Source organism: Actinoplanes sp. NPDC004185 (assembly GCF_053603475.1).
Genome location: NZ_JBSGFR010000018.1, coordinates 109,387 through 135,673 on the forward strand (window position 1 = coordinate 109,387; position 26,287 = coordinate 135,673).

The following is a 26,287-nucleotide window of genomic DNA, read 5'->3' on the forward strand; positions in this document are numbered from 1 at the left end:
AGATGATCTTCCGCCCTTGAAGTCCTGGTTCGAAGCAGGATGTCTTACGGTGCAACGGCTTTCGCGCCGCAGTTCTTCCGTGGACATCTTGGTTGCATGCACAATCTTGAATGTCACGTCCTCGTCACGATGAGTCCTCCCGTAGTGACATCGAAGCGTGTGAACTCCACGATCCGCTTCAGAGGTGCTCGTACCCCCGGGCGCCCATCTCCTCGGAGGACCCGTACGTGAGACAACAATCTTCTCGGGGCCGGCGCACACTCACCGCGCTGCTCGCCTCGGGCGTGGTCGTCGGCGCCGCCGCGCTGAGCGGCCCCGCACCCGCGAATGCCGCACCGCTGCGGGCACCCGCTCCCGCGCCGGTGGCGGATCCGGCCACCCCCAAGGACGGCCCGACCGACGAGCTCGACTCGCACGACGCCGAGCTGCTGGCCAAGGCCGAGAGCAGCGGCGTCCGCAACGTCACCCTGATCATCTCGACCGAGTCCGGCGAGGCGTCCGACGTCGCGGCCCAGGTCAAGAAGCTCGGCGGAACGATCGCCCAGCGCTACGACAAGGTCGGCTACGTGCTGGCCTCGGTCCCGACGGCCAAGGTGATCAAGACCGCGAAGCTGCCGGGCATCTCGGCAGTGGACCTCGACGAGTCCGTCAAGCTCCCCGACCCGGATGCGGGCAGCCGCGGTGGTGCCAAGGCTGCCGCCCAGGGTGCGACACTTCCCGGCCCGGGCGCGACCACGCCGGCCGCGAACCCGTACATGCCGACGAACGAGATCGGTTCCGTCGCGTTCAAGAAGCAGCACCCGACCTGGGACGGCCGCGGGGTCACGATCGGCATCATGGACTCCGGCGTCGAGCTGGACCACCCGGCGCTGCAGAAGACCACCACCGGCGAGCGCAAGATCGTCGACTGGGTGACCGCGACCGACCCGGTGACCGAGGGCGACGCGACCTGGCGGGCCATGGCCACCGAGGTGGCCGGGCCGACGTTCACGTACCTCGGCGCGACCTGGACGGCGCCCGAGGGCACCTGGAAGGTCAACCGCTTCACCGAGGCGATCACCGCGGCCAGCGAGCCGGGCGGTGACGTCAACCGCGACGGTGACACCACCGACGTGTTCGGCATCCTCTACAACCCGGTCACCCACGACATCCGGGTGGACGTGAACCAGAACAAGGACTTCACCGACGACGCCGTGATGCGGCCGTACCGGGAGAAGTTCGACGTCGGGCACTTCGGCACCGACATTCCGGCCACCGAGCTCGCCGAGAGCATGCCGTTCGTGGTCGAGTACCGCGAGGACGTCGACGCTTCCGCGCTCGGGCTCGGCACTGTCGACTACGTCAACATCGGCATCCCGGAGGACGCGCACGGCTCGCACGTCGCCGGCATCACCGCCGCCAACGACATGCTGGGCAACACCAACTTCGACGGCCAGGCACCCGGCGCCAAGATCGTCTCCGCGCGGGCCTGCTCCTGGGGCGGCGGCTGCACCGCGGCCGCGCTGACCACCGGCATGGTCGACCTGGTCGTCAACCGGCACGTCGACGTCGTCAACATGTCGATCGGTGGCCTGCCGGCCCTCAACGACGGCAACAACGCCCGCGCCCAGCTGTACGACAAGCTGATCAAGGACTACGGCGTGCAGCTGTTCATCTCGGCCGGCAACTCCGGCCCGGGTGTGAACACGATCGGTGACCCGTCGGTGGCCACCGACGTCGTCAGCGTGGCGGCCAGCGTCAGCAAGGAGACCTGGCTGGCCAACTACGGCTCCGTGGTGACCAAGAAGAACGCGCTGTTCAACTTCTCGTCGCGCGGTCCCCGCGAGGACGGCGGCTTCAAGCCCGACCTGACCGCGCCGGGCTCGGCCATCTCCACCGTGAACACCTGGCTGGACCAGCCGGAGCTCGCGGAGGCCGGCTACAACCTGCCGACCGGGTACGCCATGTTCAACGGCACCTCGATGGCCTCCCCGCAGGCCACCGGCGGCGCCGCGCTGCTGCTGTCCGCGGCCAAGGCGACCGACCTGGACGTCACCCCGGCCCAGTTGCGCCGGGCGCTCTACACCTCGGCCGACCAGATCGCGGACACCTCGGTCGCCGGTCAGGGCAACGGCCTGATGGACGTTCCGGGCACCTGGGCGCTGCTGGCCCGTAAGGTCGAGGCGCGCAAGTACACCTCGTCCGCGCCGGTCTGCACGCCGTTCTCGGCCGACTTCGACACCCCGAACCAGGGCACGGGCATCTACAACCGCTGCGCGAGCGGTGCCGGTGGCCTCAAGGCGGGTCAGTCGAAGAGCTACACGGTCAAGCTCACCCGTACGTCGGGTCCGAAGGGTTCGGTCACGCACCGGCTCTCCTGGGTCGGCGACAAGCGGGCCTTCCGCTCGCAGTCGTCGGTCTCGCTGCCGCTGAACAAGACGGTGAACGTCTCTGTGACGGTGAAGCCGGGCGAAGGCCTGAACAGCGCCATCCTCAAGGTGGACGACCCGAAGACCTCGGTCACCGACTTCGAGGTGCTCAACACGGTCGTCACCAGCTTCGTGCCGAAGAAGCCGGCGTACGAGATGACCGTCGAGGACTCCGTCGAGCGCAACTCGTCGAACTCGTACTTCATCACCGTGCCCGAGGGGGCCAGCGCGCTGCAGGTCGACCTGTCCGGCATCGCGACCGGCTCGCAGACGCGCTGGATCGCCATCAACCCTTGGGGCGTTCCGGTCGAGAGCACGGCCAGCACGGCGTGTTACACCAACTTCTCGGACGCGGCCGCCTGCAAGCCGCAGGAGCGGGCGTACGAGAACCCGATGCCGGGCGTGTGGGAGCTCGAGGTCGAGTCCCGCCGGACCTCGCCGTCGCTGCGCAACCCGTACGAGCTGACCGCCAAGGTGCAGGGCGTCACGGTGCAGCCGGCGACGGTCGAGCTGCCCAGCGTCACGGCCGGTGCGGCCACGCCGGTCACCTGGACCGTCAAGAACAACTTCGGTCCGCTGCGGCTCACCGCCACCGGCGGCCCGCTCGGCAGCGCGAAGTCCGCGCGGCCGACCATCGAGGACGGCGCGAGCCAGGAGTACACGGTCGAGGTGCCGGCCGGTGCCCAGCGGCTCGACGTGGCGATCGGCAACGTCAGCGACCCGGCGGCCGACCTGGACCTGACGGTGTCGCTCGCCGGCCAGCAGGTCGCGGCGTCGGCCGACGGCGACTCCGAGGAGTCGGTGTCGATCCCGAACCCGGCGGCCGGCACGTACACGGTCGTGGTGGACGGCTACGCGGTGCCCTCGGGCAGCACGCAGTACGACTACCGGGACGTGTTCCTGAGCCCGGCGCTGGGCGCGATGACGGTGCCGGCCACGGTGCTGACCCTCGCGAACGGTGCCACGGCCACGGTCACCGGCTCGGTGACCGCCGCGGCAGCGCCCGCGGCCGGTCGCAACCTGTTCGGTGAGATGACGCTGATCACGGACGAGGGTGCGGTCGTCGGCCGCGGCACCGTCTCGATCGGCGCGGTCAACTAACCGCAACGCCACGAGCCCGTCCCCGGCGCTGACCGGGGGCGGGCTCGTGCTTTGTCCGGGTCCTACCGGAAGTCCTCGTCCTCGCCGGCGACCGGCCGGCCACCGTCCGAGAAGTGCCGCTTCTTGCCCCCGGCCTCGTCGTCGACCGGCTCCTCGTGCAGGCGCGGGTCGTCGACCGGCTGGTCCGCGGCCGGGCCGGCCGCCCGGTCGTCGCCGTCCTGGCCGGCGCCGGTCGGTCCGTCGGCCGGCTTCCCCTGGGACGGGTCGACCAGGGCGGGGTCGACGTCGGTACCGCCGGCCGGCATGCCGGTGGGCGTGTCGTCGCCGGTGGCCGGGAGGGTGCGCGGTGTCTCGTTCGCCGGCAGCAGCCCGCCGAGGCCACCGAGCAGCGGCACGCCACCGTCGAACAGCGCCGACTCGCGGGGCGCCCGGGCTGACGCCGTACGGCCGTCCGGGGTGAGCCCGCCACCGAGCAGGCCGCCGCCCAGCAGGTTGGCCGGGACCAGGTTGCTCAGGCCGCCGGTCGGCAGACCGCCGCCCGGCGCGCCGCCGGTCAGGCCGCCACCCGGGCCACGGGATGCGCCGCCGGCCAGACTGCCGCCGGCCAGACTGCCGCCACCCAGCCCGCTGCCGGATGAGCCGCCGCCGGTGAGCCCGCCGATCACCGGCAGGTCCGCCGGGGCCGAGCCGCCGGCGGGCCGTCGGCCGGCCGGTTCGTCCGCCTCGCGGGTACGGGCCTCGTCCTGCACCGGCCCACCCGTGGCGGGTCCGGTGAGGTCGGCGGAGTTCTGCCCCGGCTTGACGTCCATGAGCGACGAGCCGTCCAGCGGGCTCGCCAGGTTCAGGCCGCCCGCGGGGTCCAGACCGAGTCCCCGGGTGGCGCCGCCACCCAGCGTGCCCAGCAGTCCGCCGGCCGGTGCCGGGACCACATCAGCCTGCGCGGGTGCCGCGCCGAGCAGCAGGAAACCGCCGACCACCGCCCCGGCGTAGAACCACTTGCGCATTGATCTCCTCCAGCATGAACTCGGACCAATCGGTCGGAAAGGCCAACGAGTGGCCTGCATGGAGGGTTCGGGGAGCAACGGGCTCAAGCGGCGATGATCGGCTGGTTACGATGCCGCCATGGCCGTCGAACCAGCCCGCGACCCACCCGGCCGTTCCCTCGTCTCGCGGCTGCGGCGCAACGTCGACAACCGCCCGCACTTCGTGATCTGTGGCGCCGACGCGCTGGTCTACACGGTCGCCGAGGAGCTGGCCAACGCCGGGCACCGGATCCGGCTCACCGTGATCGTCCCGGCCCGGCTACGGGCCGACGTGCCCGATCTGGCCACGCTGCGCGGCGTCCGGGTGATCCGGGCCGACCGGCTCGACGAGCGCACGTTCCGCTCGGCCGGGCTGGCCGGCGCGGCGGCGCTCGCCCTGGTGATGCCCGACGACGTGGTCAACCTGCACGCGGCGCTCTGCGCCCAGGCCGTCGAGCCCGACCTGCGGCTGGTGATCCGGATGTTCAACACCGGCCTGGGGTACGGCGTCCGTCGCCTGTTCGCCGACTGCGCGGTGCTCTCCGACGCCGCGATGGCCGCTCCCGCGTTCGTCGCCGCGTCCCTCGGTGAGGTGGCGCCCACCCACGTCCGCCTGGCCGGCCGCACCCTGTACGTGGCCCGCCGCGCGGACGTCCAGGCCGAGCACGTGGTGTGCGCGCTGACCGCGGCGGACGGTGCCGGCCGGGTCGACGTGCTGCCCGCCGATCCGGCGCCGGAGGCCGAGCGCCCCACCGACCTGGTGCTGGCCGAGGCGACCGGGCGGCCCGCCGGCCAGACCGTCGCCGCTCAGCGTCTGCGCCGGCGCCGCCGCCCGCTACGGGTGATGGGCCGGGCGCTGCGGGCCGCGCTGAGCCGCAAGCTCGGCATCGCCGTGCTGGCCACCCTGGTCATCACCCTGGTGTCCGGGACCATCCTGGTGCACGCGGACCGGGTGCACGGGTTCTGGAAGTCCGTCTACCTGACTCTGCTGACGGTGGTCGGCTCGTCCGATGTGGAGTTGCAGCGCAGTCCGGTCGCGCAGGCCGCGCAGCTGGTGCTGACCATCGCCGGGCTGGCGCTGCTGCCGCTGATCACCGCGGCGGTGGTCGAGGGCATGGTGAACGCCCGGCTGGCGCTCTCCAGCGGACGCGCCGCGGCGGGGCACGAGGACCACATCGTGGTGGTCGGACTCGGCAACGTGGGCACCCGGGTGCTGCGCCAGCTCGTCGATCTCGGCGTACAGGTGGTCGCGATCGACCGCAAGGCCGATGCCCGGGGTGCGAAGGCCGCCGAGCAGCTGGGTGTGCCGTTCATCGTCGGCGACGCCGCGCGCGAGGAGACGCTGCGGGCCGCCTCCATCGCCACCAGCAAGGCGCTGGTCGTCGTCTCCACCGACGACGTCACCAACCTGCAGGCGGCGCTGAACGCCCGCGCGGTACGCCCCGACCTGCGGGTGGTGCTGCGGCTCTTCGACGACGACTTCGCCCAGCGGGTGCAGACCGCCTTCACCATCAACAGCTCGCGCAGCGTGTCCCGGCTGGCCGCGCCCGCGTTCGCGGCGGCCATGCTGGACCGCGACGTGCTCGCCACCATCCCGGTCGACCGGCACGCCCTGCTGGTGGCCGGCGTGCAGGTCTACGCCGGGTCACCGCTCGACGGGGTGACGCTGAGCCAGGCCGACCGGCCGCTGAGCGTGCGGGTGATCGGGCTGTCGGCGGCCGGCTCCGAGTGGGTGGACTGGGCGCCGGACCAGCGGCGGATCCTGGCGGCCGGCGACCGGGTGATGGTCGTGGCCCGGCGCGCCGGGCTGCGGGCGCTGGTCGAGCAGGCCACCCCGCCGGCCGAGCCGCCACCGCTGCTCGACGAGGATCTCTAGCCCGCGCTGACCGGCTCGCCGTCGGTGAGGGCGTTCACCTCGACACCCAGGACCGCCTGCTCGTCCGGCTTGTGGGCCAGCACGTCGGTCAGGTACGACTGCACGGCCGGGCCCATGCCCACGTCGCGGCCCGCGCGTTCGGACAGCAGCCACTTGTGCTGGATGATCTGCGAGAAGATCTCCTGCGGCTCCAGCTTGCGGCGCAGGTTGGCCGGCACCGCCCGGACCACCGGCTCGAAGACCTCGGTCAGCCAGCGGTGCGCGGCCTGCTGCTCGTCGACCAGGTCCGACTCCGCCCGGTACGCGTCCAGGTCGTTGAGCAGCTGGCGGGCCTGGTTCTCCTCGGCGTCCAGGCCGGTCAGGCGCAGCAGCCGGCGGGTGTGGTAGCCGGCGTCCACCACCTTGGGCCGGACCCGGTAGCCGCCGTCCACCGTGGACATGTCCACCTCGGCGACATCGAAGCCCAGCTCGTTGAGCCGGCGGATGCGGCCCTCGATGTCGTGCCGGGCGTCGCGGCGCACCTCCTGCTCGTACGTGACCTCGTGCCACAGCCGCTCGTAGCGGGCCACGATGTCGTCGACCACGGCCTCCGGGTCGATCGCCTCGTGCAGCAGCTCCGCGGCCTCCAGGTCGAGGCACTCGCCGAAGATGTTGAGCCGCAGGATCTCGATGTCCTCGCTGCGCTGGCCCTCGGAGAGCTTCGGATAGAGGTTGCCCGTCTCGGCGTCGACCAGGTACGCCGCGAAGGCGCCCGCGTCGCGCCGGAACAGCGTGTTGGACAGCGAGCAGTCACCCCACGAGAAGCCGATGAGATGCATCCGCACGATCAGCGCGGCGAGCGCGTCGAGCAGCCTGTTCATCGTCTCGGGCCGCAGGGTGTGGGAGAACAGCGCCCGGTACGGCAGCGAGAACTGCAGGTGCCGGGTGATCAGCACCGACTCCAGCGGCTCGCCGTCGTCGTCCTGGCGGTCGTTGACGATGGCCACCGCCTCCACCGCCGGGAAGTCGATCCGCTCCAGGGCGCGGAGCAGGTCGTACTCCTTCTCGGCGATCCGTTCCCGGGTCTCCTTGAGGGCGTAGACGGTGTCGTTGAGCTTGACGAAGCGGACGATGTGCCGCGAGATGCCCTGCGGCAGCGCGACCAGGTGGGACGCGGGCCACTCCTCGAGCGGCACGTTCCACGGCAGGTCCAGCAGCGCCGGGTCGACTAGGGCGGACGTGATGCGCACGAGCCCAGTGTGCACGCTGCGGGGCGCACGTCGCTGCCGCACGTGGCTCGTTACACAGAAGCGAGATCGCCGGATTGTTTCGTATGTCGGCGATGTGACTCGAGGGGCAGGAGTGAATTTGCGACGCGCGGTGAGCATCGTCGTCGGGGCGAGTGCGGCCCTGGCACTGGCCGGCACTGCCGGTGCGGCGGCCTGGAAGTACTCGGCGGACGAGGGTCGCCCGGTCGGCTCCTGGCAGGAGGCGGGGTCAGCCCGTACCCCTGTCGCGGCGCAGCAGCCCGCGGCCGAGACCGGCCCGGCCGGAACCCCGAGCAGCAGCCCGGCCGCCGAGGCCGGCTCCCGGACCGCGAAGCCGCAGGCCACGGCCTCGGCGTCGGCCTCGCCGGCGGCGCCCCCCGGCCGGACCGCCGAGTCCGCCACGGCCCCGGGCGGCGACGGCCGGCAGAAGGTCGGCGAGCTGCTGTCGATCGACAAACTGCTGGGGTACGGCGCCCCGGAACGTGAGGTCTTCCACTACCCGCAGGCCTCCTACGTCAAGGTGCACTTCAGCCGCCTGGCGATGCTGCCGGGCGACTACGTGACGGTCTCCGACGGCAAGGGCCGCGAGTCCTACCGGTACGACGCGCCGCGGCTGCTGGACGGCGTGTCCACCGACCGCTGGGCCATGTCGATCACCGGTGACACCGCGGTCGTCGAGACGCACCGCGGGGGCGGCAACCTGGTCGGCTCGCTGCTCGGCCGGCTCGGCGTGAACGTGGACCAGGTGGCCCGTGGCTACTCCCGCAAGGAGCAGGCCCGGGTGCCGGAGGCCCAGCTCACCGCCCCCGGGCGCACGGGCCGGGAGGAGTCGGTCTGCGGCTCGGACGAGAGCAGGGACGCGGTCTGCTACCGCTCGGCCGACCCGGTGGCCTACACCCGGTCCAAGGCCATCGCCCGGCTGCTGATCAACGGCACCGAGCTGTGCACCGGCTGGCGGGTCGGCAGCAAGAACCGGATGCTGACCAACAACCACTGCTTCGACAGCTCGGCGAACGCGTACGAGACCGAGGTGTGGTTCAACTACCAGTGCGCGACCTGCGGCGGCTTCGAGGTCTTCAAGCCGACGAAGGTCTGGGGCGACAAGGTGCTGGCCACCGAGCACGTGCTGGACTTCACACTCTTCACGGTGGAGAACTTCCGCGCGGTGCAGAAGTTCGGCTACCTGAGTCTGGACACCGCCCGGCCGGTGAAGGGTCAGGAGCTCTACGTGCCGCAGCACCCGGCCGGCGAGCCGACCCGGATCGCCGGGCGCAACGGGGCCCGGGCCGGCACCTGCGCCGTCGCGGACCCGGCCTTCGACGGGTACGCCGCGGACTCGGACGTCTCCTACTACTGCGACACCGAGGGTGGATCGAGCGGCAGCCCGGTGCTGTCCCGCAAGACCAACCGGGTCGTGGCGCTGCACCACTTCGGTGGCTGCCCGAATTCCGGAGTCCGCGCCGACCTGCTCAACGCCAAGATCAAGTCGTATCTCTGACGTACCGTATGCGCCATGCGGGCTCCGGTGGCGACAGTGACGAGACGCGCCTGGCTGCCCTGGCTGCTGGACGTGGCCCTGCTGGCCGGCTTCGTCGTGCTGACCGTCGCGCTCGCCCGGGGGCACCTGCTGACCCTGGACGAGCGGGTGGCCGACTGGGCCGTCACGCACCGGCCGACGCCGCTCTACGTGCTGCTGCGGGTGCTCAACTATCTCGGCCAGGGCGGCCAGGTGCTGATGCCGGTCGCGCTGCTGCTGGCCGGGCTGGTGGCCTGGCGGCGGCGCTCGGTACGGCCGCTGCTGGTCTTCGCCGCGGTGTTCGTGCTGACCTACGTCACGATCGGCCCGCTGAAGATCTGGCTGGACCGCGCGGCGCCGGCCTTCGACGGCCCGGACCGGCTGGTGCTGTTCAACACCCACGCCTCCGGCATCGAGGCGATGAGCTACCCGTCCGGGCACGTGGCGAACGCACTGGCCTGGTACGGCGTCATCGCGGTGCTGCTCAACGGGCTGCTGCGCTCGCTGGACCGGCCGGCGCTGTCGCCGCGGGCCTACCTCGCGCTGCGGGTGCTGCCACCGGCCATCGTCTTCTGCACGACGACCTGGCTGGCCTTCCACTGGATCACCGACTCGGTGGCCGGGCTGCTGCTCGGCCTGATCCTGACCCGGCTGCTGGGCCGCATCCCGTGGGACACGGTCCCGCTGCCCCGGTTGCCCCGCGGCATCGACCGCCCGGCCGAGCTGTAAACCCTGTTCACCTTCCGTTCACTTTCCTCGGCCGAAACGATTGCGGGAAGCCTCTACTCTCTGAGGCGTCAGGGCCCTCAAGCGTTTTGAGAGGACAGCTCCATGACGTTTCCCCGGACTTCACGCCGCCGTCCTCGCGCTATTGATCACCCCACAGCAGTCGTCCCCCGGCCGCGACCCGCGGAGAACCACGAGCGTGCAGGCACCGGCGGAATGGAATTCCGGGACATCGTGGCGGCGGGATCGGCATTACTGCTGCTGCTGTTCGTCATCAAGTCGTACGGAGTGGCCCGCTATTCGCTGACCACGACGACCGCCCTGCTGGTGGCCACGCCCAGCCAGGTGGCCCTGGGCACGGTGACGATCTACGCGTACTACGTCCTGCCGGCTGTCGCGATCGGCACGGTCTGGTTCGCCGTGCTCTTCCGCGACCGCGTCCGGCCGTCGCTGTGGCCCCTGATCGGGATCGTCGCCGTGGTCGCGGCGCTGGCCTCACCCCTGACCTACCTGGTCCGCGGCCTGGCCGTGCTCATCGTGGCCCTCTGGATCGAGATGGTGATCCGCCGCTACCGCAGGGTGTGGGCCCGCCTCGACGGCGACGCGGGCAAGCGCCGGCGCCGGATCCTGTCCAGTCTGCAAGGACTGTCCATCGTCTACCTGGGCGCCGGCGCGCTGGCCGGTCTCTTCCTCTTCAGCCTCGACGTGCCGTGGGTCTCGGCGCAGACCTTCCAGGTGACGGACCCGGCGGTGATCTCGACCCAGGACAAGACGCGGAACGACAACGCACTCGACATCGAGACGGCCAACCGTTTCATCGGCTATCCCATCACCGAGAACGAGGAATGGGTGACGGTCCTGCACGCGGACACCCGGTACATCATGCGTATTCCGCAATCGAAGATCGAATTGCGGCTCACCTGCCACAACGAGGAGGACCAGCTCCACGGCGACCGGCCGTTGCTCGAGGCGTTGCGGGGAAATCCGTACGACTCGCACAACATCGACTGCCGGAAAGTGCTGAACGACCTCGAGACAAGGCCGCTGGGTCAGCCTTTCCCGCGGCAGTGACGCCGGTCAGATCCAGGCGCCGGCGCGCATCACCCGCTTGACCGTCAGGTCGGGTCCCAGCACGACCAGGTCCGCGCGCAGCCCGGCCTCCAGCGCCCCCACCTCGTCGGCCAGGCCCAGGACCCGGGCCGGTGTCGTCGCGGCCATCTCCGCCGCCGCCGGCAGGTCCAGCCCCGCGCCCACCGCCTGCCGGAACGCCGCGTCCATGGTCAGCGTGCTGCCCGCGATCGAGCCGTCGCGGACCAGCCGGGCCACCCGGTCGGCGACCGTCACCTCCTGGCCGCCCAGTTCGTACCGGCCGTCCGGCATCCCGGCCGCGTCCATCGCGTCCGTGATCAATGCCGTCCGGTCGGGTCCGGCCGCGTGGGCCGCGAACCGCAGCATCCCGTCGTGCAGGTGGATGCCGTCGGCGACCAGTTCGCAGACGATCGTGGGGGAGTCCAGCAGGGCGATGATCGGGCCCGGCTCGCGGTGGTGGGCCGGACGCATACCGTTGCACAGGTGGGTGCCGACGGTCGCGCCGGCCGCGACCCCGGCCAGGGTCTGCTCGTACGTCGCATCGGTGTGTCCCAGTGCCGCGACGACCCCGTGGCCCGTCAAGTACTTCACCGCGTCCAGGGCGCCGGGCAGTTCGGGGGCGATGGTGACCATCCGGACCGCGCCCTGGCCCAGCTCGACCAGGGTGCTCAGTTCCTCCGGCGACGGATCGCGCAGGAAGGCCGGGTTCTGCGCACCGCAACGGGTGTGCGACAGGTACGGCCCCTCGAAGTGCAGCCCGGCGATCGTGCCGTCGGCCACCAGCGGCCGGTACGCCGCCGTGGCCGCACGCATCAGCTCGTACGGGGAGCTGACCAGGCTGGCCAGCATCGTCGTGGTGCCGTGCCGCAGGTGGAAGGCCGCCGCCGCGCGGGCCGCCGCCGGGTCGCCCTGGGTGAACGTGTGCCCGCCGCCGCCGTGGCAGTGCAGGTCCACGAAGCCCGGGACGATGATGTCGTCGCCCGGGTGGCCCCGTTCCGTGACGTCCAGAATCGTCGGCCCGTCCACTTCGACGTACCCGGGCACCACAGCCCCGGGCCGGACGACGCGGCCGCTGATCGCTTCCGTCAAGAGGGTGCCTCCAGGGTGTCGAGGGCCAGCAGGGCCGCGCCGAGGCAGCCCGCGGTGTCACCGAGGGCCGCGCGCACGATCCGCGGCATCCGGTGGAAGGTGATCCGGGCGTCCAGGGCGATCCGCAGCGGGGCGAGCAGGGCCTCCCCGGACTCGGCCAGCCCGCCGCCGAGCACCACGATCCCGGCGTCGTACAGCGCCTGTGCGGTGAGCAGGCCGTCCGCGAACGCCTCGACGGCCTCGGTCCAGACCGTGCCGGCCAGCTCCTCGCCGGCGGCCGCGCGGGTGACGACGTCGGAGGCGGTGACCCCGGTGATGCCGGAGAGTTCCACGTAGCGGCGGCCGACCGCGGACGCCGAGGCCACCGATTCGAGGCAGCCGCGGGCGCCGCAACCGCACGGCGGCCCGCCGGGCCGCACGATGACGTGGCCGACCTCCCCGGCCGCGCCGTGCGCGCCCGCGAACGCCTTGCCGTCGACCACGTGCGCGGCGGCGATGCCGGTGCCGATCGCGATGAACAGCACGTGCCGTTCCTCGCGGCCCGCCCCCAGGCGGGCCTCGGCCATGCCGCCCACCCGGACGTCGTGGCCGAGCGCGGCGGGCACGCCCAGGCGGGCGGCGACCAGATCCCGCAGCGGTACGTCGCGGAAGCCCACGTTGCTGGACCAGACAGCAGTGCCGGTCGCCTCGTCGACGACGCCGGGCACCGCCACCCCGGCGGCGACCGGGTTCAGCCCGTCCGCGCGGGCCCGGTCGGCCAGACCGGCAGCGACGTCGAGGATGTTCGCGGTGACCGCCTCGGGTCCCCGGGACGCGAGCGTCGGGTGCCGCTCGGCGTGGTGCACCGTGCCGTCCGGCCGTACCAGGGCGCACTTCATGCCGGTGCCGCCGACATCCAGCGCCACCACGACGTCGTTGCTCATGGTGCTACCTCTCGCCGCGCGGGGCGGGGCGGGCGCTCACGTGAGGACGACCGAGCGGGTCAGGTTGCGCGGGTGGTCGGGGTCGAGGCCCTGGCTGGTGGCCAGCAGCACGGCGACGCGCTGGGCCACGACGAGGTCGGCCATCGGGTCGAGCGGGGCCCGGCCGCCGCACCAGCTGCCCAGCGCGGCGTAACCGCCGTTGTAGCGGCTGTGCACGAACGCGGCGCCGGTCGCCTCCACGTCGTCGGCCAGGCCGGCCGGGATCTCGCCGAACGCCCAGACCACCCGGCCGGGGCCGGCGATCGAGATGGGTCCGTGCCGGTAGTCCATCGCCGGGTATGCCTCGGCCCACCACGCCGCGGCCTCGCGGCACTTGAGGGCAGCCTCCTCGGCGAGCCCGATCGTCCAGCCGCGGCCCAGGAAGGTGATCTGCTGGGCCAGCGCGGGATGCACGGGCAGCGGCAGGCGGACGGCGACCTCGGCGTCGGCGGCGATCGGCTCGATGTCGACGCCGAGGTGGGCCCGGAGCATCGCCAGGGTGCTGGTGGCGAACCGGGTCTGTACGACGGAGAGCTCGTCGGCGAAGTCCAGCACCACCGCGTCCTTGGCCACCGCGGCGGCCGGTTCGGCGCCGTCGGCGGTGATGACCGTGGTCGGCGTCCGGCCGTCCAGCGCGTCCAGCAGCTCGATGACCTCGGTGGTCGTGCCGGACCGGGTGATCGCCACGACCCGGTCGTAGCTGCGGCCGAGCGGGAACTCGGAAGCCTGGAAGGCGTCGGTCTCGCCCAGGGCCGACTGCTCCCGCAGGGCGGCGTAGGCCTTCGCCATGAACCAGGAGGTGCCGCAACCCACGACCGCGACGCGCTCGCCCTTGCCGGGCAGGCCGGGCGAGTCGGCGAGTTTGGCGGCCTGCAGCCAGCAGTCGGGCTGGCTGGCGATCTCCACCTTGACGTGACTCATGGCAGTTTTCCCTACAATCGCCTGCGCAGATGCGCTCGGTTCACCGGTATTTCGAGCGTCATTCTGCGTGGAAGGTCTGCGCATCCGCAACCACCGGAGCGTGTTCGAGCAGGCACGCTCTTTGCTTCGTGAGGTTTCGCGCACTAATGTGCACACTCTTATCACGAAACGTGCAGCAGGGAGCTCGGGTGGACCGGTACGCGCGGTGGAATGCCCTGCTCGAGGTACTGGCCGAGAGCGGCCGGGTCAGCGTCGAGGACGCCGCCGGCCGGCTCGACGTCTCGCAGGCCACCATCCGCCGCGACTTCGACCAGCTCGCCCAGCAGCAGATGATCACCCGGACCCGGGGCGGCGCGGTCGCCAACGGCGTCTCCTACGACCTGCCGCTGCGCTACAAGAGCGCCAAGCACTCGGCGGAGAAGCAGCGCATCGGCGAGGCGGCGGCCAACCTGGTGGTGCCGGGCACCGTGGTCGGGCTCAACGGCGGCACCACGATGACCGAGGTGGCCCGGGCCCTGGCGGTCCGCCCCGACCTCAACACCAGCGGCGACGGCGCCCAGCTGACCGTGGTGACCAACGCGCTGAACATCGCCAACGAGCTGCTGGTCCGTTCCCGGATGAAGATCGTGGTGGCCGGCGGCGTGGTCCGTCCCCAGTCCTTCGAGCTGGTCGGCCCGCTGGGCGGGGCGCTGCTCAAGGAGGTCACCCTCGACATCGTGCTGCTCGGCGTGGACGCCCTCGACGTCGAGCTCGGCGCGGCGGCCCACCACGAGGGTGAGGCGGCGATGAACAGCCTGATGGTCGCCCGGGCCAAGCGGGTCGTGGTGATCGCCGACTCGTCCAAGCTCGGCGGCCACGCCTTCGCCCGGATCTGCCCCATCAGCAAGGTCGAGACCCTGGTCACCGACTCCGGGGCACCGGAGGAACTGCTGGCCGGCTTCCGCGACGCGGGCGTCCAGGTCGTCTGCGCCTGAGCCGGCGGTCCGCCGCCTACTCGCCGATCTCGCTGACCTCGGCGAACGGTTTGTTGATGTTCCAGGCCACATGGATGATGAAGCTGTGGTTGACCTCGTTGAAGTAGACCGCGAGGTTGTCCGGGCTGTTCTGCACCGTCGCCACCGAGAAGCCGTCGCTGGGCGTCGCGGTGACCACCTTGACGTTGTCCTCGGTCACCCGGATCACCGCGGAGCCGCCCTCGACCCGGAACGAGCGCACGTACGACTTGCTGCCGTCACCGTCCGTGGTCACCGTCCAGCCGTCCTCGGTCGTGGTGGTGCTCTCGTCGGGAGCGGTGGTGGTGGACGTGGTCCGGGGCGGGGACGGTGTGGCCGAGGTGCGCGCCGGCTCTGAGGTCGGCTTGCGCGTCCGGGCGGTCGTGGCGGTGGGCTCCGGCTCGGGCTCCGCGGCGGGGGACGTGCTGGGCGGCGGCAACGGTGAGGGCCCGGCCTGCCCGGAGTCGCGCAGCTGATCCACCGAGACGAGCGAGCTCTCGTCCGGCGTCGCGGTGCGCAGCACCGGCAGCATGGCCACCGACGCCAGCGCCACGCTGGTGACGGTCGCGGCGCACCAGCCGAGCACGGGAGCCAGGGGAGATCGCACGCGACCATGATCCCACTTGGTTCTAGGGTGTCGCCATGGCGCTGATTCTGCTGGTCGAGGACGATCGCTACATCACGGCCGCCCTGACCCGGGCGTTGTCCGACGCGGGACACGTGGTGCGGCCGGTCGGCCAGGCGACCGAGGCGCTGCGGATCCTCACCCAGGAACGGCCCGATCTCGTCATCCTCGACCTGGGCCTGCCCGACATCGACGGCACCGACGCGCTGCGGATGATGCGGCAGGTCTCCGAGGTGCCGGTCATCGTGGCCACCGCTCGGCGCGCCGAGGCCGACATCATCACGCTGCTCAGCGCCGGCGCCGACGACTACGTGACCAAGCCGTTCTCCGGCGGGCACATCCTGGCCCGGATCGAGGCGGTGCTGCGGCGGACCCGGGCGGCGGCCGACACCACGCCCAACACCATCACCGTCGGTGAGCTGACGATCAGCCCGCGGCAGCGCAAGGCGTCGCTGCACGGCAAGCCGCTGCAGCTGACCCGGCGGGAGTTCGACGTGCTCACGTACCTGGCCGAACGGGTCGGGCAGGTGGTCAGCCGGCGGGAGCTGCTGACCGAGGTGTGGAACCAGTCGCGGATCGGCGAGGAGCAGACCATCGACGTGCACATCTCCTGGCTGCGCCGCAAGCTCGGCGAGACGGCCGCCGCGCCACGATTCCTGCACACCGTGCGCGGAGTCGGAGTGATGATGGTCGAACCGCAGTGAGGTGGGAACTGAACCGGCTCGCGCTGGCCATCACCTCGATGGTCGCGCTGGCCTTCCTCGTGCCGCTCACCTTCGCGACCCGGCAGATCGCCCACGACCGGGCCATCGGTGACGCCCGCCAGCAGGCCGCGGCCATGGTCGCCGCCCTCGCCGTGGACGCCGACCCCAAGCTGCTGACCAGCGCCGTCGCCAGCACGGTGGCCGGCAGCGCGGGCCGGCTGGCGGTGCACCTGCCCGGCATCGCCCCGGTCGGCGCCACCCACGTGACGGCCGCGGACGTCGCCTCGGCCACCTCCTACCGCCGGCCGGTGACCGCGCCCGCGGCCGGCGGCGTCGCGTACCTGCAGCCCAGCGTGCTCAGCGACGGCCGGGCCGTGGTCATCGAGGTCTACGTCCCGGAAGCCGAGATGCGGCGCGGGGTGTGGCCGGCCTGGTTCGCCCTCGGCGGCCTGGCCATCGCCCTGGTGGCCGGCTCGACGCTGGTGGCCGACCGGCTCGGCAGCCGGCTGGTCCGCGCGACCCGCGAGCTGGCCGGCTCCAGCCGCCGGCTCGGCGCGGGCGAGCTCACCGCCCGGGTCACCCCGTCCGGGCCGCCCGAGCTGCGGGACGCCGCCGTCGCCTTCAACACGATGGCCGGCGACCTGCGCCGGCTGCTGGACGCCGAACGCGAGCTCGCCGCCGACCTGTCGCACCGGCTCCGGACGCCGCTGACCGCGCTGCGGCTGGACGCCGAGACCATGCCGCCCGGGCTGATCGCGGACCGGATGCGTCAGGCGTGCGACATGCTCGACGAGGAGCTCGAGGCGATCATCGCGGGGGCGCGGCTCGGCGTCGAGGCCCGCGGCGCCCAGCGGTCCGACCTGGTCGAGGTGCTCGCCGAGCGGCTGGCCTTCTGGTCGGCGCTGGCCGAGGACCAGGCGCGGCCCTGGCAGGTGGTGGGCGGCGATCATCCCGTACCGGTGCCGCTGCCCCGCAGCGAGCTGATCCTGGCCGTCGACGCCCTGCTCGGCAACGTCTTCGCGCACACCCCGGAGGGTGTGGCCTTCCGGGTCACCGCCTCCGAGGCGGGTCTGCTGGTGGACGACGCCGGGCCGGGGATCAGCGACCCGGCCGCCGCGGTACGCCGCGGGGTCAGCGGGGCCGGCTCGTCCGGGCTCGGGCTGGACATCGTGCGCCGGGTCGCCGAGGCGGCCGGTGGGCGGCTGATGATCGAGCGCGGTCCGCTGGGCGGGGCGCGCATCGCGATGCTGCTGCCCGTACCGGAAGGAGAGCGGGCCGTGGCTGCCCCGCGCCCGGCGGGCCGCCGCCGGCGCGGCACCGCTTCATGATTGTTTCCGTTGCCTTTAAGGCTTCTTTATGGAAAGCCTCGTTACGTTTCCCGCTGTCCGAACCGCACGACACGTTGGGAGACCCAGACGATGCGCAGGTCCATCGCCTATCCGCTGGTGGCACTCGGAGCACTCGGCTCGACGCTGGTCGGTGCGGCGCCCGCCCTCGCGCACGGTTACGTCTCCGCCCCGCCCAGCCGGCAGGCCCTGTGCGCCTCCGGCGCGGTCGCCGACTGCGGGCAGATCCAGTTCGAGCCGCAGAGCGTCGAGGGCCCCAAGGGCCTGCGGTCCTGTGACGGCGGCGTGGCCGGCTTCTCGGTGCTCTCCGACGACAGCCGCAACTGGCCGGCCAAGGCGGTCGGCTCCACAGTCACCTTCACCTGGGTGATGACGGCCCGCCACCGCACCAGCAACTGGGAATACTTCATCGGTGACAAGAAGGTCGCGACCGTCGACGGCGGCAACGCGCAGCCCGACGCGGTGGTCACCCACACCATCAACCTGAGCGCCTTCCCTGGCAAGCAGAAGGTGCTGGCGGTCTGGAACATCGGCGACACGGCCAACGCCTTCTACAGCTGCATCGACCTCAACGTGGGCGGCAGCGGCGGCTCCGGGGGTACGACGCCACCGACCACCAAGCCGACGACCAAGCCCCCGACCGCCCCGCCGACCACTGCTCCGACCGCGGCTCCCACGGCGACCACGAAGGCTCCCGCCGTCCCGATCGCCGAGGGCGGCAAGAAGTGGGCGCCGGACGTCGCGTACCGCACCGGCGACAAGGTGACCTACGAGGGCAAGACGTACCAGTGCCGCCAGTCGCACTCGTCGATCCGCAGCTGGGAGCCGTCCATCTACACCCTCGCGCTCTGGCTGCCGCTGTGAAGTACCGCTACGCGACAGTCCTGCTGGCGGGCGCCCTGCTGCTCGGCGCCTGCGGCACGGCCAAGGAAGCGCCGGTGACCGAGGTCGCGGCCCAGGCGGCGGTGCAGGCCGAGGGCGGCCACAACGCCACCGACGTGATGTACCTGCAGATGATGGTGGCGCACCACGAGCAGGGCCTGGAGATGGTCCGCCTGGCCGAGAAGCGCGCCGGGCGTACCGAGATCCGCACCCTGGCCAAGGCGATCGACGTCACCCAGGCCGACGAGGTCAAGCTGATGACCGGCTGGCTGGGGCAGTGGTCGGCACCGACCAAGGTGGACCACGCGCCGAGCGCCCACGCCGACCACGGCGGCCTGCCGGCCACCGGCGACGAGGAGATCGCGGCTCTGCAGGACGCCAAGGGCCCGGCGTTCGAGACGGCGTTCCTGAACCTGTTCGTCGCCCACCAGCACAACGCGGTGGAGATGGCCCAGCTGGAGACGACCAAGGGCAGCAACGCCGAGGCGAAGGCGTTCGCCGACCGGGTCAAGGCCTCCCGGGCCGACCAGATCAAGCAGATGCTCCAGCTCATGAACAGCTGAAGCACACGCAGACCAGCGGCGGTCCACCTGGCGGGGTGGGCCGCCGCTTCGCGTTCAGGAGGCGAGGACCTCCGTGAGGCGGGGCATGACCGCGCGCACGCAGTCGTGCGTCATCCGGCGGTGGAGCTGCCGTGCGACCTGCCGCAGGTCGGTGCGGATGGTGGCCGAGTCCAGGCCGGAGCAGTTGTCCAGGGCGCTCCGCAAAGCCGCGCACCCCAGCTCGAGCTCGCCCGCGGACAGTAACGTCAGGGCATAGCGGGCGCCCAGCCGGCCCCGCGTGCGGTGGGCCCAGGGCGGGGTCTGCCCGAGCTGGGCGCGCAGCCTCAACCCGGCCTCCTCGGGCCGGCCGAGTTCATGCAGGCACCACCCGTACGTCATGTCCGTCAGATTTTGCACCGTCGAGCTGCCGAGCAGCGGCTCGCCGGTGTCCTCGCCGGGCTGGGCCAGCCACGTAGCCGCCCGGTCGAGCGCGCGCCGGCATCGGTCGTAGTCGCCGGCCAGGGAATGGCCCTGCGCCTCGCGCTGGGCGGCCAGTCCGCGAATACGTGCGCCGCAGTCGGCCCGTTGGACGTCCTGGGACAACGCGATGGTGGCCGCCGCATCCCGCTGGTGCATGGCGATGTTAGCCCGGCGGACCAGGGCGTAGGCCGACAGCCGAGGATCTCCGCCGGCCTCGGCGTAGGTGACGGCCAGATCGGTCCAGCGGAGCGCCCCGTCGTTGTCGCCGGCCTCCTGGGTCATCCAGCCGGCCAGCTCCGCATACCGGCTGGCCAAGATGAACAGCGGGGCCCGGTACGGCGGCTGCGCTGAGAGCGCGCCGACGCGCAGTGCGTGCACCGGAGCGATCAGCAGCGGCAGGAGTGCAGCCGGTGGCAGGGTCTGGGTCAGCCGGCGCGTCTGGTCGAACTGGAGACGGAAGCTCTCCAGCACCGCGTCGTCGTAGCGGTGGGCCGCGGCGTTGGCGACGGGTCCCCACGTCATCGGCATCTGTGGCCGGCCGGCGTCGAACTCGCCCGCACCGCTCGGATCGAGCGCCAACCTCCATTCGTTGTCGCCGTGGACCCGTTCGTGCCTCGGCGGGCTGGCGTTGCGGTGCCGCGCCGGGACGAGCTCGGCCAGTTTCCCGCCGGCTCCGAGAGCGCTGTCGCAGATTCTGGCCAGCTCCGGTCCGGGCAGCTTGACGCCATTTTCGATCTTGCTCAGGTGGCTCTTGCTGTAGTTCACCGTTCTGGCGAATCGGGTGAGCGAGACGCCCGTGGCCAGCCTGCGTCTCTGCAGTTCTGCACCGAACGACAGACGCATAGGAATCCTCGTTGTATTGATCATGATGGTGTCTCTGAGCGGTGTGCCCGCTCCTCCCCGGAGATTAGCCGCTGGGCGCCAACGCTGTCCCGCGTGCGTACCGGCAGCCCTTCGACAGCCGTGTCGACATCGGAGTGCGGTCGCCCGGACCGCATCCCTCGCGGTCCGGTTCGCCGCCGCCGGTACTCGTCCGATGTTCATGAACCGCGTGGCCAGTCGGCGGTTCCACCTTTCGTACAGATTACCTGGACCAGGCACTTCCCGATGTCACGGTGTCTATCGAATGGGGGACGGGAAACGGTTGCTGGAATGCGATCCAGCATGGAACGCTGGGCCGGCCCGCAATCGGGATCTGCGTTTATCGCGACTTAATCCGGTCCGGCCTGGACATCAATTCTTCGCTGTGAGGAGAGCGGGATGACTGACGTCTTCATCAGCTACCGCACCGCTGACGAGCCCATGACGGCCGTCCTCATCAAGCAGGCCCTGAGCGCTCGGTTCGGGGCGCACCGAATTTTTCTCGACAACATGTCCATCGATCTCGGTGCCGATTTCCCGCCGATCCTGTGGGCGGCGCTGCGGCAGTGCCGCGCGGTGGTGGCGATCATCGGGTCCCACTGGTTCGCGCCGGGCGCGAACGGCAGCCGACGCGTCGACGACCCGCAGGACTTCGTCCGGCGCGAGCTCGTCGAGGCGCTGGAGCTCGGCACCCGGGTCGTTCCGGTGCTGGTCGGTGACGTGAAGCTGTCCGCAGTGGATCTTCCGGCTCCGCTGGCGGCCCTGGCCGACCGGCAGTACCTGCAGATCAGGACGAGGGCGGTCGAGCACGACGTGAACCGGCTCGTCGACGAACTGGCCCGGCTGATCGGCCTCGGCGCCGAGCCGGTGGAGGCCGCCGGCACCCCGGGCGCCGCCGTGGTCAGCAACTTCTACGGCGAGGTCAAGGCACCGCGGGCCGTGTTCGGCATCTCGAACGGAAACTAGCTCGTGCGGGGAGAGAGCTCATGTCGGTGACGGACACCGAGGCGGAACCGGAGACGGCGGCGGAGGGCGGGCAGCGGGCAACCGCCGACCAGACCACAGCCGCGGCCGACATGGCCGAAACTTTGTCGCGGGCGGAGGAGACAGGTCCCCGCGATCGGCGGGAGCGCACGGGGAACCGAGCCGAGGCGGGCGCGGAGAAAACCGGCGAGCGGGTCAGCTCCGTCACCAACAACTTCTATTCCTCGGTTGCCGCCGAGGGAGCCGTTTTCGGGATGAAGAACGGCGGTGGCCGGGACTCCTCCGGTGGCGTGCGCGTGACCGGGAAGCTCAGCGCCGCGCACGTGGCCGCCGTCGTGGAAAGGTTCGCCCGGCCCGCCTGTTTCGACGAGGCAGTCGATCGGCTCCGTGAGGACCGGGTGGTGGTGCTCGAAGGCAAGCCGGGTATCGGCCGCCGGGCCGGCGCGGTCAGCCTGCTCCGGGAGGTGACGCCCGGCCAGTTGCTGGTGCTGTCCCCGGCGTTGACCCTGCGGGACCTCGCTCAGCGCGACTACGCCGAGGGGTACGGCTACCTGGTGATCGATCGCATGCCCGATCGGGCCACCACCGACCTCGACTTCACCTGGAGCACGGTCCGCGACCAGATCTGCGAGGCCGGAGCATTTCTGGTGGTCACCTGCGCGGCCGGTGGGCAGGCGGCTAACAAGGCCGTCCGGCACATCAGGTGGGAACGGCCGTCCGTCCGCGCGGTGCTCTGCGCCCAGCTGACCGGTGCGGGCTGGTCCGCCGACGCGGCCACCGCCGTGATCGACGACATCGAAGCCAGCCTCCCCGAGGAGGTCAGTCTGGCCGGTCTCGCGGCGCTGGCCCGGCTCGTGGAGCAGGGCACGGATCCGTACGAGGCGCTCCGGACGCTCGACGACAACGCGGCCGCCGAGGTACGGAGCTGGTTCGCCGACGATCCCGGCTACCGCGAGATCGTCGAGGTCACGGCCCTCTGCTTCCTCGAGAGCACCGACGTGCGGACGTTCGAGGCGGCGTTGGAGCGGCTCCATCTCGCGCTGGCCAAACGCCTGCCCGGCAAACGAGCGAAGGCGGCAGCGGAGCCGGACGGCGGGGCCTTCGGTGAACGCGGGCGCCGGCTCAACGGCCTGCTGGACGTGAAAGACGTGCCGCGCGATGTGGGCAGCGTTCGCATCGTGGTGTTCAAGGACGAGTCGTACCGGCGCTTCATTCTCGAGGAGCTGTGGAAGACCCGGTCCAGCTCCTTCTGGGACGCCGTTGTGGTCTGGCTGGACGAGCTGCTGACCCACGGTGACAGCTTGGCGGTGGCCAGTGGGCTCGCCTGGCTGGCCTGCGCGGGCTTCGAGGAAGTCGATCACTCCTATCTGCAGCCCTGGTCCTGGGGCGTGGTGTCCTGGGCCGGGCAGGTCACCGCGGTCTACGTGCTCTGGTACATGTGCCACCGCGACGCACTGGCTCCCCTGGCGCTGCAGACGGCGGTCGGCTGGGCCAACGACCGCGACGGGGACCGGCGGTGGAGCGCCATCCTCGCCTTCAGCGGCGAGCTCGGCCTGAGCTTCCCGACCGACGCCGCCAACCGGTTGTGGCAACTCACCGCGCAGACGGACGACCTGCGTGCGGCCGGTTGCACGGCGCTCGGGTGTCTCTTCACCAACCTCAACGACGATCCGGACAGCGACGCCTGGGTGGTGCTGGCGCTGCTGGACCAGAAGATGCAGAAGTTCGGCATCGGGCCGGGCAGCGAGCGGATGACGGCTGAGGACCTCCGGAGAATGCGGGAGCTGACCATGCTCGCCGCCCTCTCGGTCCTCGAGATCACCAGCGTGACGACCCGGCGACCGGCGATCATCGAATACCTGCACCGGCATCCTGAGCGTCTCGATGTCATCGCCGGGATCTGGGCCGGGGTGATCCGGTACCGCCCGTTCCGGCGCGAGGCGATCGTCGCCCTGCGCCGTGGGCTGCGGCTGTTGCGGGAGATCAGCGACACGCCTCGTGAGGACGCGAGGCTGGTCGGCGCCGCGCTCTCGCGGGCCCTGCCCGGCCGGGAGCACCTGCCCTTCAAGCGGGACTTTCTGAACGTCGACCGGCAGCTGCGCCGCGGTCAGCGGGACTCGTCCGCGGACGTGCTGCTGGCCTGTCTGGACGCCATCTCATTGAGCCTTGTTGGAGGGGCCGCATGACTATCACCTATCCGATCGCCGGCCGCCGGCGGCTGGACAAAGCGGAAAAAGCCAAGTGGTTCCGCCGGCCGGCCCGCAAGGGCAGCGAGCTCCTGCAGCCCGACTCGCATCAGGTGCTGGTCTACCGCGTCAACGGTGACTACGTGCTGGACAGCGACAAGATGGACGGTACGCATGAGCGGGTCGTCCAGGCGACCCACGTCAGCATGGTGGACATGCGGCGCGACGCCCCCGTCGTGGTCCGGCTCGAGATCCCCTCCGCCGACGCGTCCTTCTTCGAGGTCATGGTGACCTTCGTCTGCACGGTCGAGGACCCCGTGGCCGTGGTACGTGGCGGCATCAACGCCGAGAGCGCGCTCTGGAGCCACCTCAAGGCCCACAACCGAATCTTCGAACTCGGGCTCGACCACCCCCTCACCGCGGTCAACGACGTACGCCGCATCGTCAGTGCACAGGTGAAGGCCTACCTGACGATCTGCCGTCCGTCCGTGCCCGGCCTGACCGTTTCGGTCGCCAGCGTCGAGGTCAGCAGCCCTGAGGTGCTCCGCAAGTACGAGGCTGCACACCTGGACAAGACGCTCGACCAGCGTCTCGCCGAACTGGAGCAGGCCAACCTGCATCGCCTCACCGCGGGTCAGAAGCTCAACGGCTACACGCTGGAGAGCAGCGACCAGGAACATCACCACCGGCTCGCCGACCGGGACCACGAACGCAACCAGGCGATCGCCGCCTCCGACGCCGATCACGAGCGGGATTTGGCGGCGCGGCGATCCGACTTCGCCCGGCGCGAGTTCGCCCTGAACATGGACACGATCGGCGACAACCCGCGGTATGCGCTGATGGCCGCTTTCGCCGACGGCCGGATCGAGGCGACCACGCTCTCCGAGCAGCTTCGCGCGCTCGACGAGAGCGATCGAGAAGCCCGGATGCTGATGGCCCAGCGCGAGCGGGAGGAGCGGCTGCAGCTGCAGGCGGCCGATCGTGACGACCAGCGGGAAGCCAGGCAGCGAAAGGAGGCCCGCCTCCAGCGCGAGCATGAGGAGCGGCTGCGCCTGGCCGACCAGGCTCGTGCGGATCAGCTCCGCAAGGACGAGCAGGAGCGCGCTGATCGGCTGCTGCGGGAGCAGCACGAGCGCGAGGACCAGAAGGCGAAGCTGGGCATGAAGGTCGGCCTGCTTCAGCAGATGACCGAGCGTGGGCATTTCAACAGCTCAGAGATGCAGGCTGACCGGTTGCTGGCCGAGGTGATGGATCTGCCCCAGCCGGCAGTGGACTCCGCCGACATGTCCTCGCTGCGCGGGCCGGCCGAACCAGCCGGCGAGCTGCCGGAGAATGCTCCTCGCGACCAGGGAATCAGAGACGAAGATGTCTGAATCGGTCATCATCCAGCCGCAACACCGTGCGGATGATCACGACCCGGGCCGCACGGAGCCGTTCCGGCCCTCCCGGCCCGAGTACGGCCCGGGCCGGATGTTGCGCAAGGTCGCCGGTCTCAACGAGACCATCCTGGACTGGGTTCCGGAGGAGCGGCCCCGCTACACGCGACTCGGCGCGATCGTGGTCAACACGGCGGTGATGGCCGCATTCTCGATGGCTGTGCTGCTCAAGACGGTCGACATCCCGGTGTTCTTCATTCCGGTCGTGGCGCTGATCTGGGGCTATCTGATCCTCAGCTTCGACGGCTGGCTGGTGGCGAGCACCCACGGCCCGCACCTGGGCGGCGCGAAGCTGCGGGCCTTCCTGCCTCGGCTGATCATCTCCTTCCTGATGGGTGCGGTCATCGCCGAGCCGCTCTTGCTCATGGTCTTCGCGCCGGCGATCCACACCCAGATCAATGAGGAGCGGCGGACCTCCGTCACCGACTACGAGAGCCGGCTCAAGGACTGCAACGCGGTCCAGGCGAATGCGGCCCCGCCGGCGGCGGACTGCACGGGCTTCCTGCTCAATGCGGCGGACAGCCCGGACGGCGTACGCCAGGAACTGGTCCTCGCCCAGGCCCAGCGAAAGACGGTGCAGGGCACGATCGAGAAGATCAACACGGAGTTGGCCCGGCGCGAGGAACTGGCCCGCACCGAGTGCAACGGCACCAAGGGCGCGGGGTTGACCGGGCGCTCCGGCGAGGGCCCCAACTGCCGCCGCAACCGGGCCGAGGCCGATCGGTACCGGGCCTCCAGCGATCTGGACGAGCACCAGGCCGATCTGGTCGCCGTCAACCGCCGGATCACCGAGCTGACTGCCGCTGACGGTTCGGCGACCGCCGGCTACACCGCGGCGGTCAACCAGCAGATCGCCGACAAGGTGAAGGAGAAGCGGGAGGCGCAGGGTTCGATCGGCATCCTGGACGAGGACAAGGCCCTCGGCACGCTCGCCTCCGAGAGCATGTTCGTGATGGTCGGCTCCTGGCTGCTCCGGCTGCTGCTGATCGCGATCGACTGCCTCCCGGTGCTGACCAAGCTCATGAGCCGGACCACCACCTACGACGCGTTGCTGGGCCGGCAGCTCGACATCAGCAACCGGCTGCACGAGAAGTCCACCGAGCTGCGTGAGCGACACGACAGCGACCGCGCGAAAGTGGGGATCCACCGTGCCGAGCATCGCTACCGCACTGCCATGGAAGAGATCAATGAAGCGAGTCGCGAGGCCCGGGCAGAACGCGAAGCCGGTCTGGACGACGAGATCGAGGCGCTCGCCGCACGGCTCCGAGGTGCCGGAGCCTGACCCGCGGACG

21 protein-coding genes are annotated in these 26,287 nt (G+C 71.2%); 14 read left to right on the forward strand and 7 right to left on the reverse strand.

The window, feature by feature from the left end; all coding sequences use genetic code 11:
- The first annotated feature begins 227 nt into the window (after positions 1 to 227).
- A complete protein-coding gene (locus tag ACWEOZ_RS20165; RefSeq protein WP_451912192.1) occupies positions 228 to 3,509 on the forward strand; it encodes a S8 family serine peptidase in 3,282 nt (1,093 codons plus the stop codon).
- A 62-nt stretch (positions 3,510 to 3,571) separates the two neighbouring features.
- On the opposite strand, the gene ACWEOZ_RS20170 is transcribed toward ACWEOZ_RS20165, so the two are convergent.
- On the reverse strand, positions 3,572 to 4,513 hold the full coding sequence (locus tag ACWEOZ_RS20170; RefSeq protein ID WP_451912193.1) for a hypothetical protein: 942 nt from the start codon (positions 4,511 to 4,513) through the stop codon (positions 3,572 to 3,574).
- 118 nt (positions 4,514 to 4,631) lie between these two features.
- On the opposite strand from ACWEOZ_RS20170, the gene ACWEOZ_RS20175 reads away from it, so the two are divergent.
- Positions 4,632 to 6,407, forward strand: coding sequence for a potassium channel family protein (locus ACWEOZ_RS20175; RefSeq protein WP_451912194.1), 1,776 nt, complete (start codon positions 4,632 to 4,634; stop codon positions 6,405 to 6,407).
- Here the strand turns inward: ACWEOZ_RS20175 and ACWEOZ_RS20180 are convergent.
- On the reverse strand, positions 6,404 to 7,636 hold the full coding sequence (locus ACWEOZ_RS20180) for a DUF4032 domain-containing protein (protein WP_451912195.1): 1,233 nt from the start codon (positions 7,634 to 7,636) through the stop codon (positions 6,404 to 6,406). The genes ACWEOZ_RS20175 and ACWEOZ_RS20180 overlap by 4 nt on opposite strands.
- Positions 7,637 to 7,748: 112 nt before the next feature.
- Here ACWEOZ_RS20180 and ACWEOZ_RS20185 point away from each other — a divergent pair, with 112 nt between their 5' ends.
- The 3 genes from ACWEOZ_RS20185 (at position 7,749) to ACWEOZ_RS20195 (ending at position 10,967) form a co-directional block, all read left to right on the forward strand.
- On the forward strand, positions 7,749 to 9,152 hold the full coding sequence (locus ACWEOZ_RS20185) for a trypsin-like serine peptidase (RefSeq protein ID WP_451912196.1): 1,404 nt from the start codon (positions 7,749 to 7,751) through the stop codon (positions 9,150 to 9,152).
- A gap of 15 nt (positions 9,153 to 9,167) precedes the next feature.
- Positions 9,168 to 9,899: a phosphatase PAP2 family protein gene (locus ACWEOZ_RS20190; RefSeq protein ID WP_451912197.1), complete on the forward strand. Its 732-nt coding sequence runs from the start codon at positions 9,168 to 9,170 to the stop codon at positions 9,897 to 9,899.
- 213 nt (positions 9,900 to 10,112) lie between these two features.
- A complete protein-coding gene (locus ACWEOZ_RS20195) occupies positions 10,113 to 10,967 on the forward strand; it encodes a hypothetical protein (RefSeq protein WP_451912198.1) in 855 nt (284 codons plus the stop codon).
- A 6-nt stretch (positions 10,968 to 10,973) separates the two neighbouring features.
- Here ACWEOZ_RS20195 and nagA read toward each other — a convergent pair whose 3' ends face one another.
- Genes nagA through ACWEOZ_RS20210 form a run of 3 tightly spaced genes read right to left on the reverse strand, consistent with a single transcriptional unit; the run spans position 10,974 to position 13,957 of the window.
- A complete protein-coding gene (gene nagA / locus ACWEOZ_RS20200; RefSeq protein ID WP_451912199.1) occupies positions 10,974 to 12,074 on the reverse strand; it encodes an N-acetylglucosamine-6-phosphate deacetylase in 1,101 nt (366 codons plus the stop codon).
- Positions 12,071 to 12,997: an ROK family protein gene (locus tag ACWEOZ_RS20205; protein WP_451912200.1), complete on the reverse strand. Its 927-nt coding sequence runs from the start codon at positions 12,995 to 12,997 to the stop codon at positions 12,071 to 12,073. Before ACWEOZ_RS20205 ends, nagA begins: the two co-directional genes overlap by 4 nt.
- A 36-nt stretch (positions 12,998 to 13,033) precedes the next feature.
- Positions 13,034 to 13,957: an SIS domain-containing protein gene (locus ACWEOZ_RS20210; protein ID WP_451912201.1), complete on the reverse strand. Its 924-nt coding sequence runs from the start codon at positions 13,955 to 13,957 to the stop codon at positions 13,034 to 13,036.
- A gap of 188 nt (positions 13,958 to 14,145) precedes the next feature.
- Between ACWEOZ_RS20210 and ACWEOZ_RS20215 the strand changes: the two genes are divergently transcribed.
- Positions 14,146 to 14,931 (forward strand): DeoR/GlpR family DNA-binding transcription regulator, encoded by a 786-nt coding sequence (locus tag ACWEOZ_RS20215; RefSeq protein ID WP_451912202.1) that lies wholly within the window; start codon positions 14,146 to 14,148, stop codon positions 14,929 to 14,931.
- 16 nt (positions 14,932 to 14,947) lie between these two features.
- Here ACWEOZ_RS20215 and ACWEOZ_RS20220 read toward each other — a convergent pair whose 3' ends face one another.
- Positions 14,948 to 15,481, reverse strand: a complete 534-nt coding sequence (locus tag ACWEOZ_RS20220) for a DNA mismatch repair protein MutL (protein ID WP_451912247.1) — start codon at positions 15,479 to 15,481, stop codon at positions 14,948 to 14,950.
- 110 nt (positions 15,482 to 15,591) lie between these two features.
- Between ACWEOZ_RS20220 and ACWEOZ_RS20225 the strand changes: the two genes are divergently transcribed.
- The 4 genes from ACWEOZ_RS20225 to ACWEOZ_RS20240 all read left to right on the forward strand — a co-directional run bounded on the left by ACWEOZ_RS20225 (position 15,592) and on the right by ACWEOZ_RS20240 (position 19,069).
- The gene (locus ACWEOZ_RS20225) at positions 15,592 to 16,278 is read left to right on the forward strand and encodes a response regulator transcription factor (protein ID WP_360820591.1); all 687 of its coding nucleotides are present in this window, start codon (positions 15,592 to 15,594) and stop codon (positions 16,276 to 16,278) included.
- Positions 16,275 to 17,606, forward strand: a complete 1,332-nt coding sequence (locus ACWEOZ_RS20230) for a HAMP domain-containing sensor histidine kinase (protein WP_451912203.1) — start codon at positions 16,275 to 16,277, stop codon at positions 17,604 to 17,606. Before ACWEOZ_RS20225 ends, ACWEOZ_RS20230 begins: the two co-directional genes overlap by 4 nt.
- Before the next feature lie 90 nt (positions 17,607 to 17,696).
- Entirely contained in the window at positions 17,697 to 18,488 is a 792-nt protein-coding gene (locus ACWEOZ_RS20235; protein WP_451912204.1) for a lytic polysaccharide monooxygenase, read from the forward strand.
- A complete protein-coding gene (locus ACWEOZ_RS20240; protein WP_451912205.1) occupies positions 18,485 to 19,069 on the forward strand; it encodes a DUF305 domain-containing protein in 585 nt (194 codons plus the stop codon). The genes ACWEOZ_RS20235 and ACWEOZ_RS20240 overlap by 4 nt, the downstream gene beginning before the upstream one ends.
- Positions 19,070 to 19,123: 54 nt before the next feature.
- Here the strand turns inward: ACWEOZ_RS20240 and ACWEOZ_RS20245 are convergent, their stop codons facing one another.
- Positions 19,124 to 20,371 (reverse strand): helix-turn-helix domain-containing protein, encoded by a 1,248-nt coding sequence (locus ACWEOZ_RS20245; RefSeq protein WP_451912206.1) that lies wholly within the window; start codon positions 20,369 to 20,371, stop codon positions 19,124 to 19,126.
- A gap of 417 nt (positions 20,372 to 20,788) precedes the next feature.
- On the opposite strand from ACWEOZ_RS20245, the gene ACWEOZ_RS20250 reads away from it, so the two are divergent.
- The 4 genes from ACWEOZ_RS20250 (at position 20,789) to ACWEOZ_RS20265 (ending at position 26,277) form a co-directional block, all read left to right on the forward strand.
- Entirely contained in the window at positions 20,789 to 21,355 is a 567-nt protein-coding gene (locus ACWEOZ_RS20250; RefSeq protein WP_451912207.1) for a toll/interleukin-1 receptor domain-containing protein, read from the forward strand.
- A gap of 20 nt (positions 21,356 to 21,375) precedes the next feature.
- On the forward strand, positions 21,376 to 23,559 hold the full coding sequence (locus ACWEOZ_RS20255) for a hypothetical protein (protein ID WP_451912208.1): 2,184 nt from the start codon (positions 21,376 to 21,378) through the stop codon (positions 23,557 to 23,559).
- A 143-nt stretch (positions 23,560 to 23,702) separates the two neighbouring features.
- Positions 23,703 to 24,932 carry a hypothetical protein gene (locus tag ACWEOZ_RS20260; protein WP_451912209.1) on the forward strand — a complete coding sequence of 410 codons (1,230 nt, stop codon included), beginning with the start codon at positions 23,703 to 23,705 and terminating at the stop codon, positions 24,930 to 24,932.
- Positions 24,925 to 26,277, forward strand: coding sequence for a DUF4407 domain-containing protein (locus tag ACWEOZ_RS20265; RefSeq protein ID WP_451912210.1), 1,353 nt, complete (start codon positions 24,925 to 24,927; stop codon positions 26,275 to 26,277). Before ACWEOZ_RS20260 ends, ACWEOZ_RS20265 begins: the two co-directional genes overlap by 8 nt.
- Positions 26,278 to 26,287: the final 10 nt, after the last annotated feature.

Bases quoted from the DNA above. Each gene is read 5' to 3' on its own strand.
- ACWEOZ_RS20170 (WP_451912193.1), bottom strand. From the start codon at position 4,513: ATGCGCAAGTGGTTCTACGCCGGGGCGGTGGTCGGCGGTTTCCTGCTG.
- ACWEOZ_RS20175 (WP_451912194.1), top strand. From the start codon at position 4,632: ATGGCCGTCGAACCAGCCCGCGACCCACCCGGCCGTTCCCTCGTCTCG.
- ACWEOZ_RS20190 (WP_451912197.1), top strand. From the start codon at position 9,168: ATGCGGGCTCCGGTGGCGACAGTGACGAGACGCGCCTGGCTGCCCTGG.
- ACWEOZ_RS20195 (WP_451912198.1), top strand. From the start codon at position 10,113: ATGGAATTCCGGGACATCGTGGCGGCGGGATCGGCATTACTGCTGCTG.
- ACWEOZ_RS20205 (WP_451912200.1), bottom strand. From the start codon at position 12,997: ATGAGCAACGACGTCGTGGTGGCGCTGGATGTCGGCGGCACCGGCATG.
- ACWEOZ_RS20210 (WP_451912201.1), bottom strand. From the start codon at position 13,957: ATGAGTCACGTCAAGGTGGAGATCGCCAGCCAGCCCGACTGCTGGCTG.
- ACWEOZ_RS20220 (WP_451912247.1), bottom strand. From the start codon at position 15,481: ATGCTGCCGGTGCTGCGCACCGCGACGCCGGACGAGAGCTCGCTCGTC.
- ACWEOZ_RS20225 (WP_360820591.1), top strand. From the start codon at position 15,592: ATGGCGCTGATTCTGCTGGTCGAGGACGATCGCTACATCACGGCCGCC.
- ACWEOZ_RS20235 (WP_451912204.1), top strand. From the start codon at position 17,697: ATGCGCAGGTCCATCGCCTATCCGCTGGTGGCACTCGGAGCACTCGGC.
- ACWEOZ_RS20245 (WP_451912206.1), bottom strand. From the start codon at position 20,371: ATGCGTCTGTCGTTCGGTGCAGAACTGCAGAGACGCAGGCTGGCCACG.
- ACWEOZ_RS20250 (WP_451912207.1), top strand. From the start codon at position 20,789: ATGACTGACGTCTTCATCAGCTACCGCACCGCTGACGAGCCCATGACG.
- ACWEOZ_RS20255 (WP_451912208.1), top strand. From the start codon at position 21,376: ATGTCGGTGACGGACACCGAGGCGGAACCGGAGACGGCGGCGGAGGGC.
- ACWEOZ_RS20265 (WP_451912210.1), top strand. From the start codon at position 24,925: ATGTCTGAATCGGTCATCATCCAGCCGCAACACCGTGCGGATGATCAC.